The organism is Streptomyces sp. NTD91 (genome assembly GCF_059510455.1).
Window position 1 is genome coordinate 25928 of sequence record NZ_JCAJZW010000015.1, and the last position, 14369, is coordinate 40296.

14 protein-coding genes are annotated in these 14369 nt (G+C 72.0%); 6 read left to right on the forward strand and 8 right to left on the reverse strand.

Going from position 1 to position 14369, the window contains the following annotated elements; all coding sequences use genetic code 11:
• Nucleotides 1-10 precede the first annotated feature (10 nt).
• Nucleotides 11-535 (forward strand): GNAT family N-acetyltransferase, encoded by a 525-nt coding sequence (locus AC5WRT_RS17590; protein ID WP_496094394.1) that lies wholly within the window; start codon nt 11-13, stop codon nt 533-535.
• Here the strand turns inward: AC5WRT_RS17590 and AC5WRT_RS17595 are convergent.
• Nucleotides 495-956, reverse strand: a complete 462-nt coding sequence (locus tag AC5WRT_RS17595; RefSeq protein WP_496094395.1) for a hypothetical protein — start codon at nt 954-956, stop codon at nt 495-497. The genes AC5WRT_RS17590 and AC5WRT_RS17595 overlap by 41 nt on opposite strands.
• 56 nt (nt 957-1012) lie before the next feature.
• Here AC5WRT_RS17595 and AC5WRT_RS17600 point away from each other — a divergent pair, with 56 nt between their 5' ends.
• Nucleotides 1013-1762 carry an SDR family oxidoreductase gene (locus AC5WRT_RS17600; protein WP_496094396.1) on the forward strand — a complete coding sequence of 250 codons (750 nt, stop codon included), beginning with the start codon at nt 1013-1015 and terminating at the stop codon, nt 1760-1762.
• 330 nt (nt 1763-2092) lie between these two features.
• On the opposite strand, the gene AC5WRT_RS17605 is transcribed toward AC5WRT_RS17600, so the two are convergent.
• Nucleotides 2093-2935, reverse strand: coding sequence for an NAD(P)H-binding protein (locus tag AC5WRT_RS17605; protein ID WP_496094397.1), 843 nt, complete (start codon nt 2933-2935; stop codon nt 2093-2095).
• A gap of 79 nt (nt 2936-3014) precedes the next feature.
• On the opposite strand from AC5WRT_RS17605, the gene AC5WRT_RS17610 reads away from it, so the two are divergent.
• Both AC5WRT_RS17610 and AC5WRT_RS17615 read left to right on the forward strand, forming a co-directional pair.
• Complete coding sequence (locus AC5WRT_RS17610) at nt 3015-3617, forward strand: TetR/AcrR family transcriptional regulator (protein WP_496100369.1); 603 nt, start codon at nt 3015-3017, stop codon at nt 3615-3617.
• Nucleotides 3618-4107: 490 nt separating this feature from the next.
• A complete protein-coding gene (locus AC5WRT_RS17615) occupies nt 4108-4713 on the forward strand; it encodes a YdeI/OmpD-associated family protein (RefSeq protein ID WP_496094399.1) in 606 nt (201 codons plus the stop codon).
• Between the two features lie 270 nt (nt 4714-4983).
• On the opposite strand, the gene AC5WRT_RS17620 is transcribed toward AC5WRT_RS17615, so the two are convergent.
• Nucleotides 4984-5193, reverse strand: coding sequence for a hypothetical protein (locus tag AC5WRT_RS17620; RefSeq protein WP_496094400.1), 210 nt, complete (start codon nt 5191-5193; stop codon nt 4984-4986).
• Between the two features lie 61 nt (nt 5194-5254).
• On the opposite strand from AC5WRT_RS17620, the gene AC5WRT_RS17625 reads away from it, so the two are divergent.
• Nucleotides 5255-5731: a GreA/GreB family elongation factor gene (locus AC5WRT_RS17625; RefSeq protein ID WP_496094401.1), complete on the forward strand. Its 477-nt coding sequence runs from the start codon at nt 5255-5257 to the stop codon at nt 5729-5731.
• Nucleotides 5732-5742: 11 nt separating this feature from the next.
• On the opposite strand, the gene AC5WRT_RS17630 is transcribed toward AC5WRT_RS17625, so the two are convergent.
• Entirely contained in the window at nt 5743-8247 is a 2505-nt protein-coding gene (locus AC5WRT_RS17630) for an ATP-dependent Clp protease ATP-binding subunit (protein ID WP_496094402.1), read from the reverse strand.
• 201 nt (nt 8248-8448) lie between these two features.
• Between AC5WRT_RS17630 and AC5WRT_RS17635 the strand changes: the two genes are divergently transcribed.
• A complete protein-coding gene (locus AC5WRT_RS17635) occupies nt 8449-9375 on the forward strand; it encodes a LysR family transcriptional regulator (RefSeq protein WP_496100370.1) in 927 nt (308 codons plus the stop codon).
• Between the two features lie 13 nt (nt 9376-9388).
• On the opposite strand, the gene fdhD is transcribed toward AC5WRT_RS17635, so the two are convergent.
• The 4 genes from fdhD to AC5WRT_RS17655 all read right to left on the reverse strand — a co-directional run bounded on the left by fdhD (nt 9389) and on the right by AC5WRT_RS17655 (nt 14365).
• On the reverse strand, nt 9389-10225 hold the full coding sequence (gene fdhD / locus AC5WRT_RS17640) for a formate dehydrogenase accessory sulfurtransferase FdhD (protein WP_496094404.1): 837 nt from the start codon (nt 10223-10225) through the stop codon (nt 9389-9391).
• Nucleotides 10226-10259: 34 nt separating this feature from the next.
• A complete protein-coding gene (locus AC5WRT_RS17645; protein WP_496094405.1) occupies nt 10260-12560 on the reverse strand; it encodes an FdhF/YdeP family oxidoreductase in 2301 nt (766 codons plus the stop codon).
• A 419-nt stretch (nt 12561-12979) separates the two neighbouring features.
• The gene (locus AC5WRT_RS17650) at nt 12980-13354 is read right to left on the reverse strand and encodes an NUDIX hydrolase (protein WP_496094406.1); all 375 of its coding nucleotides are present in this window, start codon (nt 13352-13354) and stop codon (nt 12980-12982) included.
• Nucleotides 13355-13483: 129 nt separating this feature from the next.
• A complete protein-coding gene (locus tag AC5WRT_RS17655; protein WP_496100371.1) occupies nt 13484-14365 on the reverse strand; it encodes a diacylglycerol kinase family protein in 882 nt (293 codons plus the stop codon).
• Nucleotides 14366-14369 lie beyond the last annotated feature (4 nt).

Sequence of the window (14369 nt, forward strand, 5' to 3'; positions counted from 1 at the left end):
TATTCCCTCCATGCCCGAGATACAACTGCTCCGCCCGGCTCACGCTCCCGCGCTGCTCGCCTTCGAGAAGGAGAACAGGGCCTATTTCGCGGCGTCCGTCCCCGACCGGGGCGATGACTACTTCGCCCGCTTCGACGAGCGGCTCCGCGCCCTGCTCGCCGAGCAGGAGGCCGGGGTCTGCTCCTTCCATGTGCTGGTCGGCGCCGAGGGCGAGGTGCTGGGGCGCGTCAATCTCGTGGACGTCATGGACGGCGGCGCGGACCTCGGGTACCGGATCGCAGAGCGCTTCACGGGCCGCGGACTTGCCGCGTGGGCCGTGCGGGAGATCTGCGTCCTTGCCGCCCGCAGCTACGGGTTGACGGTGCTGCGTGCCGCGACCACGCTCGACAACGCGGCCTCGCGGGCCGTGCTGGCGCGCTCGGGGTTCAGGATCGTCGGCGAGACGACGCTGTCCGGTCGGCCCGGCCTGTCGTACGTCCGCTCTCTCGCGGACTTCAGGGCCGTTGCCGGTGCGCCGGTCGCCGATCGGGAGTGATGCCGGGTTCGGGTACGGCGAAGAAGCCGAACGCCGCGAAGGCGGCCACTCCCGCCGCCGTGACGAGGGCGCCCGGGAGTGACCGGGTGGCGAGCGGGCCTGCGAGCCCGGCGCCCGCGACGTAGGCGGTGATCTTCAGCCCGGCGCCGGTGGTGAAGATCTGGCCGCGCAGAGCGCCCGGCGCCTCACGGTGGCGTACCGCGAACAGCGCGGTCAGCGGCCCTTCGCCGATCCCGGCCAGCAGCACGGACAGAAGGAGCGCCGGACGGGTCGTTGCCGCCAGGGCGAGGGCGCCGGTCCGGAACAGGGCTCCGGCCCAGATGATCGAGTCGGGGGCGAGGGACCGCGGGAAACGGGCCGGGGTGGCGTTGGCCGCCAACGCCCGGGCGGCCGCACAGGGCGGTCCACGTTCGCCCCCCACAGGTCGAGGTCCGTTCGCCGCCAGTGTTCCTCACGTCTCGCCGGTGAGATGGAGGCATGACTTCACAGGCAACGCTTGACGGCAAGAAGGCTCTGGTCACCGGCGGCAGCAGGGGCATCGGCGCGGCGACGGCACTGCGCCTGGCGCGGGAAGGCGCGGATGTGGCGGTGACGTTCGTGCACGGGAAGGAGGCGGCGGAGGACGTGGTGCGGGCCGTCGGGGCCCTGGGACGGCGGGCGGTGGCCCTGCGCGCCGACGCCGGGGAGGCGGAGGACGCGGCGGGCGCGGTGGGCCGTGCGGCCGAGGCGCTCGGCGGCCTGGACGTCCTGGTGAACAACGCGGCCGTCGGGCTGATGCGGCCGTTGGAGAGCCTGTCGCTCGCCGACGTGGACCGGCTGATCGCGGTGAACATCCGCGGCATGTTCCTGGCCGCCCAGGCCGCTGCCGCGCTCATGGCGTCGGGCGGCCGGATCGTCACCATCGGCAGTTGTGCGACCCATCACACGCCGGGTCCCGGCAGCACCCTGTACGCGATGAGCAAGTCGGCCGTCGTCGGGCTGACGAAAGCGCTGGCCCGCGAGTTGGGCGGACGCGGGATCACGGCCAACGTCGTGCATCCGGGCCCGACCGACACCGACATGAACCCCGCGGACGGTCCGTTCGCGGACGCCCAGGCGGCCATGACCGCCCTCGGCCGCTTCGGCACGGCCGAGGAGGTGGCATCCGCGGTGGCCTATCTGGCGGGACCCGAGGCGGTGTATGTGACGGGCGCCGAAGTCGCGGTGGACGGCGGGTACGCGGCATGAGTGGGCGGTGTCGGATCGGCGAGCACCGCCGTCGTCCGTTTCCCGGTCCCCCGCGGCCCGGCGCGCGGATCGGCCCCCGGGCGGACAGCCGGCGCTGTCCGGGCCCGCACGGGTCCGCCCGTCCGGACGGGCGCCCCCAGGTGCACTCGCTCATGACGACGCCATGCACGCTCCCCCCTGCCTCAAGGGCGTGGGAGGTGCCCCCACGCGCCGCACCGGCCCCGGACCCGAGTACGTCCCGTGCGAGGGCCTGGGGACGGCACACCGAGAGCACGCACCTGACGCCGCGCGGCCGCCCTTCGGGCAACGACGCACAGGGTCGGGCAGGCCCTAGAACGCCGGGAGGGTGCGGGCGACCCAGTCGGCGAAGGGGCCGGCCGGGCGGCGCAGGACGGTCTCCACGTCGGGGCTGATCCGCTGTTCGGCCGGGAGCGGGACGCCCAGGACGTCCAGCGTGCCCGCGGCCACCTGCTCGGGCATGAACTCGGCCATGCGGGCCTGGGCGTCGGCGCGGGACAGTTCCACGAAGGTCACGTCCTCGCCCAGGGCCTCGGAGATGGCCGCGGCCTGCCGGCGCGGGCTGATCGGCTCGGGGCCGGTCAGCTCGTACACACGGCCGGCGTGGCCGTCCTCGCGCAGGGCGGTCGCGGCGACTGCGGCGATGTCCGCCGGGTCGACGACGGGCAGCGCCACGTCGCCGAACGGCGCGAAGACCGTGCGCTCGGTGCGGACCGTCTCTGCCCAGGCGAGGGCGTTCGAGGCGAACGCGGAGGGGCGCAGGATCGTGAAGTCCCGTCCGCAGGCGCGCACGGCGGCCTCGAACTCCCGCAGCCGGGCGTGCGAAGGCGCATCGGGGCGAGTGGCGCTGACCTGCGAGGACACGAGGACGATCCGCTCGACCCCGGCCTGTGCCGCCGCGTCCAGCAGGGCGCTCGGGCTCTGGCCCCGGTGGTTGAGTGCGCCGCCCAGCACGAGGAACAACGCGCGGGCGCCGTCGAGGACGGGCCGCAGGCTCGTGGCGTTCCCGACGTCGGCCCGAGCCCACCGGACACCGGCCGGGACGGCGACGGTCCGCGCCTGCCGGGACACCGCCACGACCTCCTCTCCCGCCCCGGCCAGCAATTCCACCAGTGTCCGCCCGATGTTGCCCGTGGCGCCCGTCACCGTGATCATCGTACCCCCTAAATAAGTCAGTTGACTGACTAAATAGATCGTAGCATGCTCTCACCCTCTGCCGTCTATAGTCAGTCGGGTGACCAACTCAGTTGATCGGCGCGTCCAGGCGTCCCAGAAGCGCCGGCGGCTCACGGCCGCTGCGGCGCGGGTTCTGCACGAGCAGGGGGTCGAGCGCACCACCCTCGCCGACATCGCGCGCGAGGCCGGCGTCCCGGTCGGGAACGTCTACTACTACTTCAAGACCAAGGACGAGCTGGTCCGGGCGGCGCTGTCCGAGCACAGCGCCCGCCTGGACGAACTCACCGGCCGCCTCGAGCAGTTGGCCGATCCGCGCGACCGTCTGAAGGCACTGGTCGAAGCCTGGGTCGACCAGCGCGCCGTCGCCGCACGCCACGGCTGTCCCACCGGCACCCTGGCCGTCGAACTCGACAAGCGCGCCGACGGTGTCCTCGACGCGGAGGCAGGGGCGGCGATCCGGCGCCTGCTGGAGTGGGCCGGACACCAGTTCCGCGAGCTGGGCACCCCGGGCCCGGACGATCTGGCCCTCACCCTGGTCTGCGCCTACCAGGGCATGTCACTCCTGGCCAACGCCCTGCGCGACCCGGACGTCATGACCCGCGAAGGAGCCCGCCTGCTGCGCTGGCTCGACTCCCTCGGGACGGCCGACACGCACCACTGACCCGACCGTCCCCTCTCGCCATGGCCTGTGCGTTGGCCGGGCGGGCCGGGCAGCGGGAGCGGGAGGCCCGACACGAAGGTGGCGTGACGACGAGGTGCGACGAGTTCCTCCCCGTGTGCGCGAACGCTTTGAGGACGACAGGCAGGCAGAGGCGGCCGTGGTCACGGAGGCCGTCGCGAGGGTGCCGGCGGAGCGGGTCAGTCCTGGGGAGATCGACGATCGTCGCCTTCCGCCGACACGGTCGGCGACCGCGCTCGGGAGCGGCCGGGCGTCCCACGGGGCCGTGCGCGGCCTGCCTGGCGATCCGCTCGGCGACCCGCCGATGGAACCCCTCGATACGGAGGCCCACGGTGAACCAGGTCATCAGCCGGCTCCCGGCGAGCCGCGCGGCCCTGTTCGGCAAGCCGGAGCCGGCGGACCGAAACGCCACCTCCCACAGCATGCGAGCTCCTGGTTGACCGCGCGTCGCGGCTGGGTTTTGATATGGCGCATGCCAGGGGACGCGCGGGTGGACGGAGCAGCGGGCGGGGCCGGCCCGGTCCTCGCCTTCCCCACGCGGGAGGCGTGGGAGAAGTGGCTCGAGGAGCACCACGCCGACGTGCGCGGTGTCTGGCTGAAGATCCCGAAGAAGGACTCCGGGGTCGACGGTGTCGACTACGCGGGCGCGCTGGAGTCGGCGCTGTGTTTCGGCTGGATCGACGGGCAGAAGAAGAAGCTGGACGAGCGGCACTGGCTGCAGCGCTTCACCCCGCGCCGGCCGGGCAGCAAGTGGTCGCGGATCAACCGGCAGAAGGCCATCGAACTCATGGAGCAGGGCCGAATGCGGCCCGCCGGCCGGCGCGAAGTGGACAAGGCCAGGGCGGACGGCCGCTGGGAGGCGGCGTACGAGGCGCAGAGCACGGCGTCGGTTCCCGACGACCTGCGGGCGGCGCTTGAGGCCGCGCCGCAGGCGCAGGACTTCTTCGCCACCCTGGACAGCCGCAACCGGTACGCGATCCTCTACCGGATCCAGGACGCCAAGAGGTCGCAGACCCGTACGGCACGCATCGAGAAGTTCGTCGCCATGCTCGCCGCGCGGCAGAAGCTGTACCCCTGACCGCGCGACGGCTCCCGGGACTCGCTCGGACGGTCGTGTCGCTGACGCCGCGCAAGCGGAACTGCACTCGCCTCACGTGCGCTTCAACGTCCCGGCGGTGTCCCGGGCGAGGGTGCCCGACAACACCCCGTGGACTCCCCGGCCCTGGCCGCCTGCTGCGCCGTCGGGGAGGTCCGTCGGGGAGGTCGCGGCACTCAGCGGACGTTGCCCGCACCCCCTGCACCGGTACGAGCAGCTCGGTCTCGTGCCCGCCGCGGTGGGCCGGGGCGCTCAGGACTGGGGTCGTTTCCCGTGATTGGCGGCGTGGTTGCGCCGCGACTTCTTCTTCCGGCGTCGCTTCGAGGACATGGGAACCTCCTGGACGGACAGGGAGAGGAGTGCGGGGGACACCTGAAAACACCGTATATCCGGATGCAAGGAACCTCCACCGCAGCCTCCACCCGACCGCGGGCGCCGGGAAGCACGACCTCGGACCCCCATTGATACGATGCGAAGAACGCCCGTTTCATCAAGATTCCTCCCCTGGATCAGAGGAGCCGGAATGACCGGTGACCCGCAGCCGATCAGTGCCGCCGCCCGCCGCGCGCTGGAGCAAGAGCTGGCCGACCTGCGCGACGAGCGTCGGCTCGTCGCCGGAACCCTGCGGGACCGGACGGACGTGGGCGACCAGGCGGACCAGGCCGAGCAGTTGCAGCGCGCCACTCAGCTGGACCGCCTGGACCGCCGTATCGATGCCATCACCGACCGGCTGCGCCAGGCGGACGTGGCCGGGCCCGCCCCCACGGACGTGGTCGGCGTGGGCAGCACGGTCACCGTCCGCTTCCCGGACGGCTCGGTGGAGACGCTCCAGATCGGAGAGATCGCCGAGGCGGTGGACCAGACCCTGGTCACCTCCGGCAGCCCGCTCGGCCGCGCGCTGCTCGGACACCGCCCCGGTGACTCGGTCCGCTTCGACACACCGGACGGCCCGTCGAGCGCGGTCGTGGTGGCGATCGGGGAGCACGGCGAGGACGGATGAACGGCGAGGGGTCAGCCCCCCTCACCGGAGCCGCCGTTCTTGCGGATCCTGCAGTGCAGTGCGTCGTGTTCGACGTCGGCGACGATGGTGTCGCCGGAGTCGGCCTCGCCACTGAGCAGCAGCGTGGCGATCCGGTTGTCCAGTTCCGCCTGGATCGTGCGACGCAGCGGCCGGGCCCCGAACTCCGGCTGGTGGCCGTGGGCGATGAGCAGCTTCTTCGCCGCCTCGGTCACCTCCAGCCGCATCCCTTGGGCGTGGACGCGACGCTTGCTCTGGTCGAGCAGATGGTCCACGATCTTCCCGAGGTCCTCCTCGCTCAGAGCGTGGAAGATGATGATGTCGTCGATCCGGTTGAGGAACTCCGGCAGGAACCTGGTCCGCAGGTCCTCCGTCAACACGTCCTTCAGCTGTGACACGTCACCCTTGTGGTCCAGGATCCGGTGCGCGCCGATGTTGGACGTCATGATGATGACGCAGTGCCGGAAGTCGACCGTGCGCCCCTGCGCATCGGTGAGCCGGCCGTCGTCGAGGATCTGCAGCAGGGTGTTGAAGACATCCGGATGCGCCTTTTCCACCTCGTCGAACAGCACCACGCTGTAGGGCCGGCGGCGCACCTTCTCCGTGAGCTGGCCTGCTTCCTCGTACCCGACGTATCCGGGAGGGGCGCCGACGAGCCGGGCGACGGTGTGCTTCTCCTGGAACTCGCTCATGTCGAACCGGATCATCCGGTCCTCCTCCCCGAACAGCAACGCCGCCAGGGTCTTGGCGAGTTCGGTCTTGCCGACGCCGGTGGGGCCGAGGAAGAGGAAGGAGCCCACCGGCCGGTTCGGATCGCCCATGCCGGCCCGGTTGCGCCGTACCGCCTGGCAGACGGCGGTGACGGCCTCGTCCTGGCCGACGATCCGGGCGTGCATCTCCTCCTCGAGCCTGAGCAGCTTCTCCTTCTCGCTCGCGGTGAGCTGGGAGACCGGGATCCTGGTACGGCGCGAGACGACGTCGGCGATGTCCGCGGCCGTCACCGACACCACTCCCTCACGGCGTTCCTCGATCCCCGCGAGTTCGCCCTCCGTCGCGGAGATCTGCCGCTTCAGCTCCGACGCCTTCTCGAAGTCCTCGACGCAGACGGCCTGTTCGAGTTCGCGGCGGAGTTTCGCGATCCGGTCCTCGCGGCTGACCACCTCCGTGGACCGGCCCGCGCCGCGCAGCCGCACCCGGGCACCGGCCTGGTCCAGCACGTCGATGGCCTTGTCGGGCAGGAAACGGTCCGTGATGTAGCGGTCGGAGAGCTCCGCCGCCGCCACCAATGCGGCATCGTCGAAACGGACCTGGTGGTGCGCCTCGTAGGAGTCCCGCAGACCCTCCAGGATCTGCACCGTCTCCTCCACCGTCGGCTCCGGCACCATCACCGGCTGGAACCTCCGCTCCAGCGCCGCGTCCTTCTCCACGTACTTGCGGTACTCGTCGATCGTGGTGGCGCCCACGACGTGGACTTCACCGCGGGCGAGGGCGGGCTTGAGCATGTTGCCCGCATCCATCGCCCCCTCCCCCGTCGCCCCGGCGCCGACCACGGTGTGCAGTTCGTCGATGAACAGGATGATCCTGCCCTGGGCCGCCCGGACGTCCTCGATGACCTTCTTCAGCCGCTCCTCGAACTGCCCCCGGTACTGCGCCCCCGCGACCATGCCGGACAGGTCCAGCGCCACGACCCTCTTGTCCTTGAGGGTGTCGGGCACCTCCTCGGCCACGATCCGCTGTGCCAGGCCCTCCACGATCGCCGTCTTGCCGACGCCCGGCTCGCCGATCAGCACCGGGTTGTTCTTCGACCGCCGGGAGAGGATCTCGACGGTCTGCTCGATCTCCTCGGCCCGCCCCACCACCGGGTCCAGCTTTCCCGCCCTGGCCTGCTCCGTCAGATCCTGGCCGTACTCGTCCAGCGTCGTCGCCGGCGTCTTGCTCCGTTCGGCGGGAAGCACGTTGCCGCGGTAGGCCTGCTCGGTCAGGTCCGACAGCTTCTGTGTGTCGCGGCCCTCGGCGCGCAGCAGCTTGGCGGCGCCCGTGTCACTGTCTCCGAGCAGGGCGCCGAGGATGTGCTCGGGCCCGATGTACGACACACCGGCCGCCTGCGACCGGGCGAACGCGGCCTGGAGGGTGCGCTTGGCCGCGGGCGTCAGGCCCGGTTGCGAGGACGGCTCGCCGGACTCCCGGGGAAGGATCTCGGCGATCTCGTCCGCGAGCGCGTCGGGGTCGACGCCCACCCGTGAGAGCAGCCGCCGGGAGGGTTCGACCTTGGCGGCCGCCCACAGCAGGTGTTCCGTGTCCAGGTCGGACGTGCCGTCCTCGACGGCCCGCCGTGCGGCCAGATTGAGCAGTTCCTGCGAGGACTCCGTCAGCAACCGGCCGATGGGCACCCGCTGCACCGCGGGAGGCGACGACGCCGGCGACATGCCGAAGAACCGGCTGAACAGCTCGCTGAAGGGATCCGACGAACCGAACGGTGCACCGAACGACATCGACATGACAGCTCCTGGGCGCGGGGGCAGCCGGTGATCCGCGGGAATCGCTGTTGCGGGGTCCGTACTCACTGAAACCCGACGCGCACGGCACCGCAAACGCAGGGCACGAGTCGCCTCCGCGATGACGCCGTGGTACGGCGGGACGCGGACGTGCGGGACGGTTCGGCACTGGCGTCGCGGGATGCCGTCGGGTAGACCCGTGCCGTGCTCTTTCGTCAGCTGGAATACCTCGTCGCCCTCTCCCGGGAGCGGCACTTCGCGCGTGCCGCCCAGGCCTGCTACGTCTCCCAGCCCGCCCTGTCGGAGGCGCTGCGCAAGCTGGAGGAGGAGCTCGACGTGCCGCTCGTGCGGCGCGGCCGCAAGTTCGAGGGCCTCACCCCGGAGGGGGAGCGCATCGTCGTATGGGCGCAGCGGATCCTCGCCGACCGTGACGCCCTCAAGGACGAGGTCGACGTCCTGCGCAGCGGCCTGAGCGGCAGGATGCGGATCGGTACGGTGCCGACGGCGTCCGGTGCCGTGGCCCAGCTGACCAGTCCTTTCTGCGCCGCACATCCGCTGGTCACGGTGGAGGTCACGGCGGACATGCAGTCCGTGGACATCCTGCGGCAGCTGCAGAACTTCGAGCTCGACGCCGGAGTCACCTATCTGCGCGAGGACGTGGCGGAGGGCTTCCGGACGGTGCCGCTGTACCAGGAGCGGTACGTCCTGCTGCTCACGGCCGCAGACGGTCTGGCCCGGCGTACGACGGCCACATGGGCGGAGGCGTCACGGCTGCCGCTGTGCATGCTGACCCCGGCGATGCAGGGCCGCCGGGTCCTCGACGAGTTCTTCGCGCAGGCCGGGACCCAGCCCTCGCCCCGGCTGGAGACCGACTCCGTGGCGGCCCTGTTCGCCCATGTGCGCACGGGGCGGTGGGCGGCCGTCGTCCCGCACGCGTGGCTGCATGTGTTCGGTGTCCCGCACGGCATGCGCGCCGTGCCGCTGGTCGAGCCCGACGCTTCGGTGCCCGTGGGTCTGGTGATCGCCGCCCGAGAGCCGGGGTCGGTGATGGCCAGGGCGCTGACGGACATCGCCCGCACCACCGACGTGGCCTCGGCGCTGGAGGGAGTCCCCGGCGATCCGGGGCGGTAGCGGGCGCGGGGCGTCAGCCCACCGACCGGAGCTGCAGCCGCTCCTCGCCGGCGTACACGTTCATCGATGTGCCCCGCAGGAAGCCGACCAGGGTCAGCCCGCTCTCGGCGGCCAGGTCCACGGCCAGTGAGGACGGGGCCGAGACGGCCGCCAGCAGCGGGATCCCGGCGAGCACGGCCTTCTGCACCAGCTCGAACGAGGCACGCCCGCTGACCATCAGCAGGGTGCCGCGCAGCGGCAGCAGACCCGACCGCAGGGCGTGGCCGACGACCTTGTCCACGGCGTTGTGCCGTCCCACGTCCTCCCGCAGGCACACCAGCCGGCCGTCGGCCGTGAAGAGGCCGGCCGCGTGCAGGCCCCCGGTGCTGTCGAAGACCTTCTGGGCCGCGCGGAGCCGCTCGGGCAGGGAGGCAAGCAGTTGCGGGCCCACGTCCAGCGGGTCCTCGGCCACGGACCACCTGGACGCCGTACGCACCGCGTCCAGGCCGGCCCTGCCGCACACACCGCAGGAGGAGGTGGTGTAGAAGTTCCGCTCCAGTGACGCGGTGGGCGGGGCCACGCCGGGTGCCAGGGCGACGTCCACCACGTTGTAGGTGTTGCCGCCGTCCGCCGTGGCGCCGGCGCAGTAGCGGATCGCGCTGATGTCGCCGGCGCTGTGGACGACGCCCTCGCCCGCGAGGAAGCCGGCCGCGAGGTCGAAGTCGTCGCCCGGGGTGCGCATGGTCACGGTGAGGGGGCGCCCGCCGACCCGTATCTCCATCGGTTCCTCGGCGGCCAGGGTGTCCGGCCGGGCCGAGGGGACTCCGTCACGGATCCGCAGCACTCGCCGACGCACCGTCACGCGTCCCATGGTCCCACTCCTCTTGGTCGCATGTTCCGGTGTCTCAACCTTCACGACCGACGGCCCGCGCGGGCTCCAGACGGATCAACACACCTTTGGACGTTGGGGTGTTGCTGATGTCGGCGACGCTGTCCAGCGGTACCAGGACGTTGGTCTCGGGGTAGTAGGAGGCAGCCGAGCCGCGGCTCGCGGGGTACGCGACGACGCGGAAGTCCTCCGCCCGGCGCTCCAGGCCGTCGTGCCAGACGGCGACCAGGTCCACCCGGTCGCGGTCGGCGAACCCGAGGGCGGCCAGGTCGTCGGGGTTGACGAGCACGACCCGGCGGGCGTTGTGGATGCCGCGGTAGCGGTCGTCCATCGCGTACGGGACGGTGTTCCACTGGTCGTGGGAGCGCAGTGTCTGCAGCAGCAGATGGCCTTCGGGGATGTGCGGCATCGTGAACTCGTTGACGGTGAACACGGCCTTGCCGCTCGGGGTGCGGAAGACACGCCGGTTGACCGGGTTGGGCAACCGGAAGCCGCCGGGCCTGGACACCCGGGCGTTGAAGTCCTCGAAGCCCGCTACGACGCGGGAGATGCGGTCGCGGACGGTGCCGTAGTCCGCCTCGAACTCCTCCCAGGGGATGTCCGGTGTGCCGCCGAGGGTTCGGCGTGCCAGCCGGCTGATGACGGCGACCTCGCTGAGCAGGTGCTCAGAGGCCGGCTCCAGGCGTCCGCGGGAGGCGTGCACCTCGCTCATGGAGTCCTCGACGGTGATGAACTGCTCGCCGGACGCCTGGACGTCGCGGTCGCTGCGGCCGAGGGTGGGCAGGATGAGGGCGATGTCACCGCAGACCGCGTGAGAGCGGTTGAGCTTGGTGGAGATGTGCGCGGTGAGCCGGCACCGCCGCATCGCCCGCTCGGTGACATGGCTGTCCGGGGTGGCCCGGACGAAGTTGCCGGCGACGCCGAGGAACACCTTCGCCGTGCCGTCGCGCATGGCCCGGATGCCGTCGACCGAGTCCAGTCCGTGCCGCGCGGGCGGGATGAAGCCGAACTCGCGGCCCAGGGCGTCGAGGAACGTCTGGGGCATGCGCTCCCAGATGCCCATGGTGCGGTCGCCCTGGACGTTGCTGTGGCCGCGCACCGGGCACACGCCGGCGCCCGGTCGGCCGATGTTGCCGCGCAGCAGCAGGAAGTTGACGACTTCGCGGATGGTGGGGACGCCGTGCTTGTGCTGGGTGAGGCCCATGGCCCAGCACACGATGATCCTCCTGCTCTCCAGCACCCGGTGGTGGACACGTTCGATCTCCTCGCGGGGCAGCCCGGTCGCGGCGAGGACGTCCTCCCAGGGGACCTTGCGGGCGTGGTCGGCGAAGTCGGTGAACCCGGTGGTGTGGGCGGTGATGAAGGCGTGGCCGAGCACGGTGCCGGGGCGCTCGTCCTCGGCCTCCAGCAGCAGCCGGTTGAGGGCCTGGAAGAGGGCGAGGTCGCCGCCGGGGCGGATCTGCAGGAACTGGTCGGCCATCGCGGTGCCCCGGCCGAGCACTCCGCGGGCCTTCTGTGGGTGCTTGAAGCGGATGAGCCCGGCCTCCGGCAGCGGGTTCACGGCGATGACCCTGCCGCCGTTGCGCTTGGTCTCCTCCAGCGCGGTGAGCATGCGCGGATGGTTGGTGCCCGGGTTCTGCCCGACGACGAAGACCAGGTCGGCGGTGTGGATGTCGTCGAGCGAGACGCTGCCCTTGCCGATGCCCAGCGTCTCCGTCAGCGCCGAACCGCTGGACTCATGGCACATGTTGGAGCAGTCCGGCAGGTTGTTGGTGCCGTAGGCGCGGGCGAAGAGCTGCAGCAGGAAGGCGGCCTCGTTGTTCAGCCGGCCGGAGGTGTAGAAGAGGGCCTCGTCCGGGGAGTCGAGGCGGCGGAGTTCTCCGGCGAGCACGTCGAGCGCCTCGTCCCAGCCGACGGGTTCGTAGTGCTCGGCGCCGGGTCGCTTGATCATGGGCTCGGTCAGCCGGCCCTGCTGGTTGAGCCAGTAGTCCGACTTCGCGCCCAGTTCGGCGATCGAGTGCCGGCGGAAGAACGCGGCGGTCACGCGTCGCGTGGTGGCTTCGTCGCTGATGTGCTTGGCGCCGTTCTCGCAGTATTCGTTGCGGTGCCGCTTGCCCGGTGCCGGCTCGGGCCAGGCGCATCCCGGGCAGTCGAATCCCTCGGCCTGGTTGATGTTGAGCAGGGTCAGCGCGGTCCGTCGTACGGTCGTCCGGCCGAGCGAGTACTCCAGCGCATGCCTTACCGCCGGGACACCGGTCGCCCAACGCTTGGGCGGGGTGACCGTCAGGTCGTCGTCGGGGTCCTCGATACCGCTCATGTTCCGGTGCGCCTCTTTCTGCCATGGCCACTGCGGGGCAGCATCCGCCCCTCGCCAAGCGCACGTCAAAGCGGTCTTTTCGATGAGGTGATAAGCGCCGGCTATCAGTCGGGCCCCGCCCGCCGGCGAACGGACACGGCCCTTTCGACTCTCGCCGGACCCCAGTTCGACGACGACCCGCATGACCGCGTCCCGGACGGCCCGTGACACGGCACCCCACCGGGCGCGGCCCGCTCCGGGCCGCGTGTGCCTGGGAGCGGCCCCCTGCCGTCGCCCGCTCCTGCGCCGGGCAGTAGCTGCTGCCCGCGGTTCCCCCGCACGCTCACCGATCCGCCGGGCCGGCGCGGCCGAACCGCTCGTCGCGCTCACCGACCTGCCGCCGGCGGCGCGCCCTGCGGCGGACCGCCGACGGGCCACCCTCACACGGGCGTGTGTCCTTGAAGGTACTCGCGCACGACCGCCGGGAGTGCCACGTCGACGGTCTCGGATATCGGCACCCAGCGCACCCGCTCCGGCGCGAGGCTCGCCCCGTCCGACGGGGTCTCGCTGAGCAACTGGCACACCACCGCCGACGCTCCGCCCGCCGGTGCCCCGTCGTCCGGGCTCAGCGCCTCAGTACCGTCGACGAGATAACCGGTGAGTTCGTAGACGACGCGCGCCGCGGTGGCCTCGGCCGACTCGGCGGGTTCGGGCGTGCCGGACGGCAGTGCCCAGCCACCGTCCTCCACGAGCAGCAGCCGTCCGTCGTACAGCACGACCGCCTGCACCACGTCCTCGGCGGTTTCGAGCGTCATGTCGACCAACCCCTCCCCCGGCGCACTCGGCCGGTTCCCCTCCCCTACCCACGGCCGGCCGGTCCCGCACCGACGCCGTGTCACGTGCCGGGGTTCGGGGCGTCTCGGTGCGCCGGCTCGGGGAGGCGGTCAGTACAGCACCGGCAGGTCCCCGGGTCTTACCCGCACCGTGACCGGCAGGGCCGCGTCGACCTCGCCGTCGGCGCCGTAGGGGACGGCTCTGTTCGCCTCGATGCGCAGTTCCCTGCCGCGCAGCACGCGCACCTCGGGGCGGTGCACGTGGCCGCCGGTCTTCAGTTCGTTCATGAGAGCGAAGAACAGCCGGCGCGGCGCCTCGCGGATCATCACCACGTCCAGCAGGCCGTCGTCGACCCGGGCGTCGGGGGCGATGAGCCGGCCGGAGCCGTAGTAGGGGGAGTTGGCGGCGACGACGGTGTAGCCGCGGTGAGCGTGTTCCTCGCCGTCGACGGAGAGGCGGTAGTCGGCCGCCCGCCAGGTGGTGACGGCGCGCAGGCCGCCCGCGTAGTAGGAGGCGGAGCCGCGCAGCAGCCGGGCGTGGTTGGCGTGCCGGTTGGCCACCGCGTCCACGCCGGCGTAGACGCTGCCCAGGACCACGGCGCGCGAATGGTGGGCCGACTCCACCTCTATGGTGTCGACGGGCCGGGGCTCGGCGTGCAGCAGGATGCCGGCGAGTGCGGTGGGGTCGGCGGGCAGCTTCAGGGCGCGGGCGAAGTCGTTGCCGCGGCCGGCGGGCACGAGGCCGAGGACGGTTCCGGTGCCGCTGAGCGCGCCGCCGATGCCGCCGGCGATGCCGTCGCCGCCGACGGCCAGCACGATCCGGCCGCGCTCGCCGGCACGGCGGGCGATGTCCTGGGCGTGCGCGAGGCTGTGACTGTATTCCGTCTCCAGCTCGGCTCCGGCCTCGCGCAGCAGCCGGGCCAGGTGCAGCAGGGTCGCCGCCCCGGTGGAGCCGCCCGCGGTGGGGTTGACGACGGCGGTGAACTGTCGCATCGGT

Bases quoted from the DNA above. Each gene is read 5' to 3' on its own strand.
- AC5WRT_RS17605 (WP_496094397.1), bottom strand. From the start codon at position 2,935: ATGATCACGGTGACGGGCGCCACGGGCAACATCGGGCGGACACTGGTG.
- AC5WRT_RS17645 (WP_496094405.1), bottom strand. From the start codon at position 12,560: ATGAGCGGTATCGAGGACCCCGACGACGACCTGACGGTCACCCCGCCC.
- AC5WRT_RS17625 (WP_496094401.1), top strand. From the start codon at position 5,255: ATGACCGGTGACCCGCAGCCGATCAGTGCCGCCGCCCGCCGCGCGCTG.
- AC5WRT_RS17590 (WP_496094394.1), top strand. From the start codon at position 11: ATGCCCGAGATACAACTGCTCCGCCCGGCTCACGCTCCCGCGCTGCTC.
- AC5WRT_RS17650 (WP_496094406.1), bottom strand. From the start codon at position 13,354: ATGACGCTCGAAACCGCCGAGGACGTGGTGCAGGCGGTCGTGCTGTAC.
- AC5WRT_RS17655 (WP_496100371.1), bottom strand. From the start codon at position 14,365: ATGCGACAGTTCACCGCCGTCGTCAACCCCACCGCGGGCGGCTCCACC.
- fdhD (WP_496094404.1), bottom strand. From the start codon at position 10,225: ATGGGACGCGTGACGGTGCGTCGGCGAGTGCTGCGGATCCGTGACGGA.
- AC5WRT_RS17600 (WP_496094396.1), top strand. From the start codon at position 1,013: ATGACTTCACAGGCAACGCTTGACGGCAAGAAGGCTCTGGTCACCGGC.
- AC5WRT_RS17620 (WP_496094400.1), bottom strand. From the start codon at position 5,193: ATGGGGGTCCGAGGTCGTGCTTCCCGGCGCCCGCGGTCGGGTGGAGGC.
- AC5WRT_RS17615 (WP_496094399.1), top strand. From the start codon at position 4,108: ATGCCAGGGGACGCGCGGGTGGACGGAGCAGCGGGCGGGGCCGGCCCG.
- AC5WRT_RS17630 (WP_496094402.1), bottom strand. From the start codon at position 8,247: ATGTCGATGTCGTTCGGTGCACCGTTCGGTTCGTCGGATCCCTTCAGC.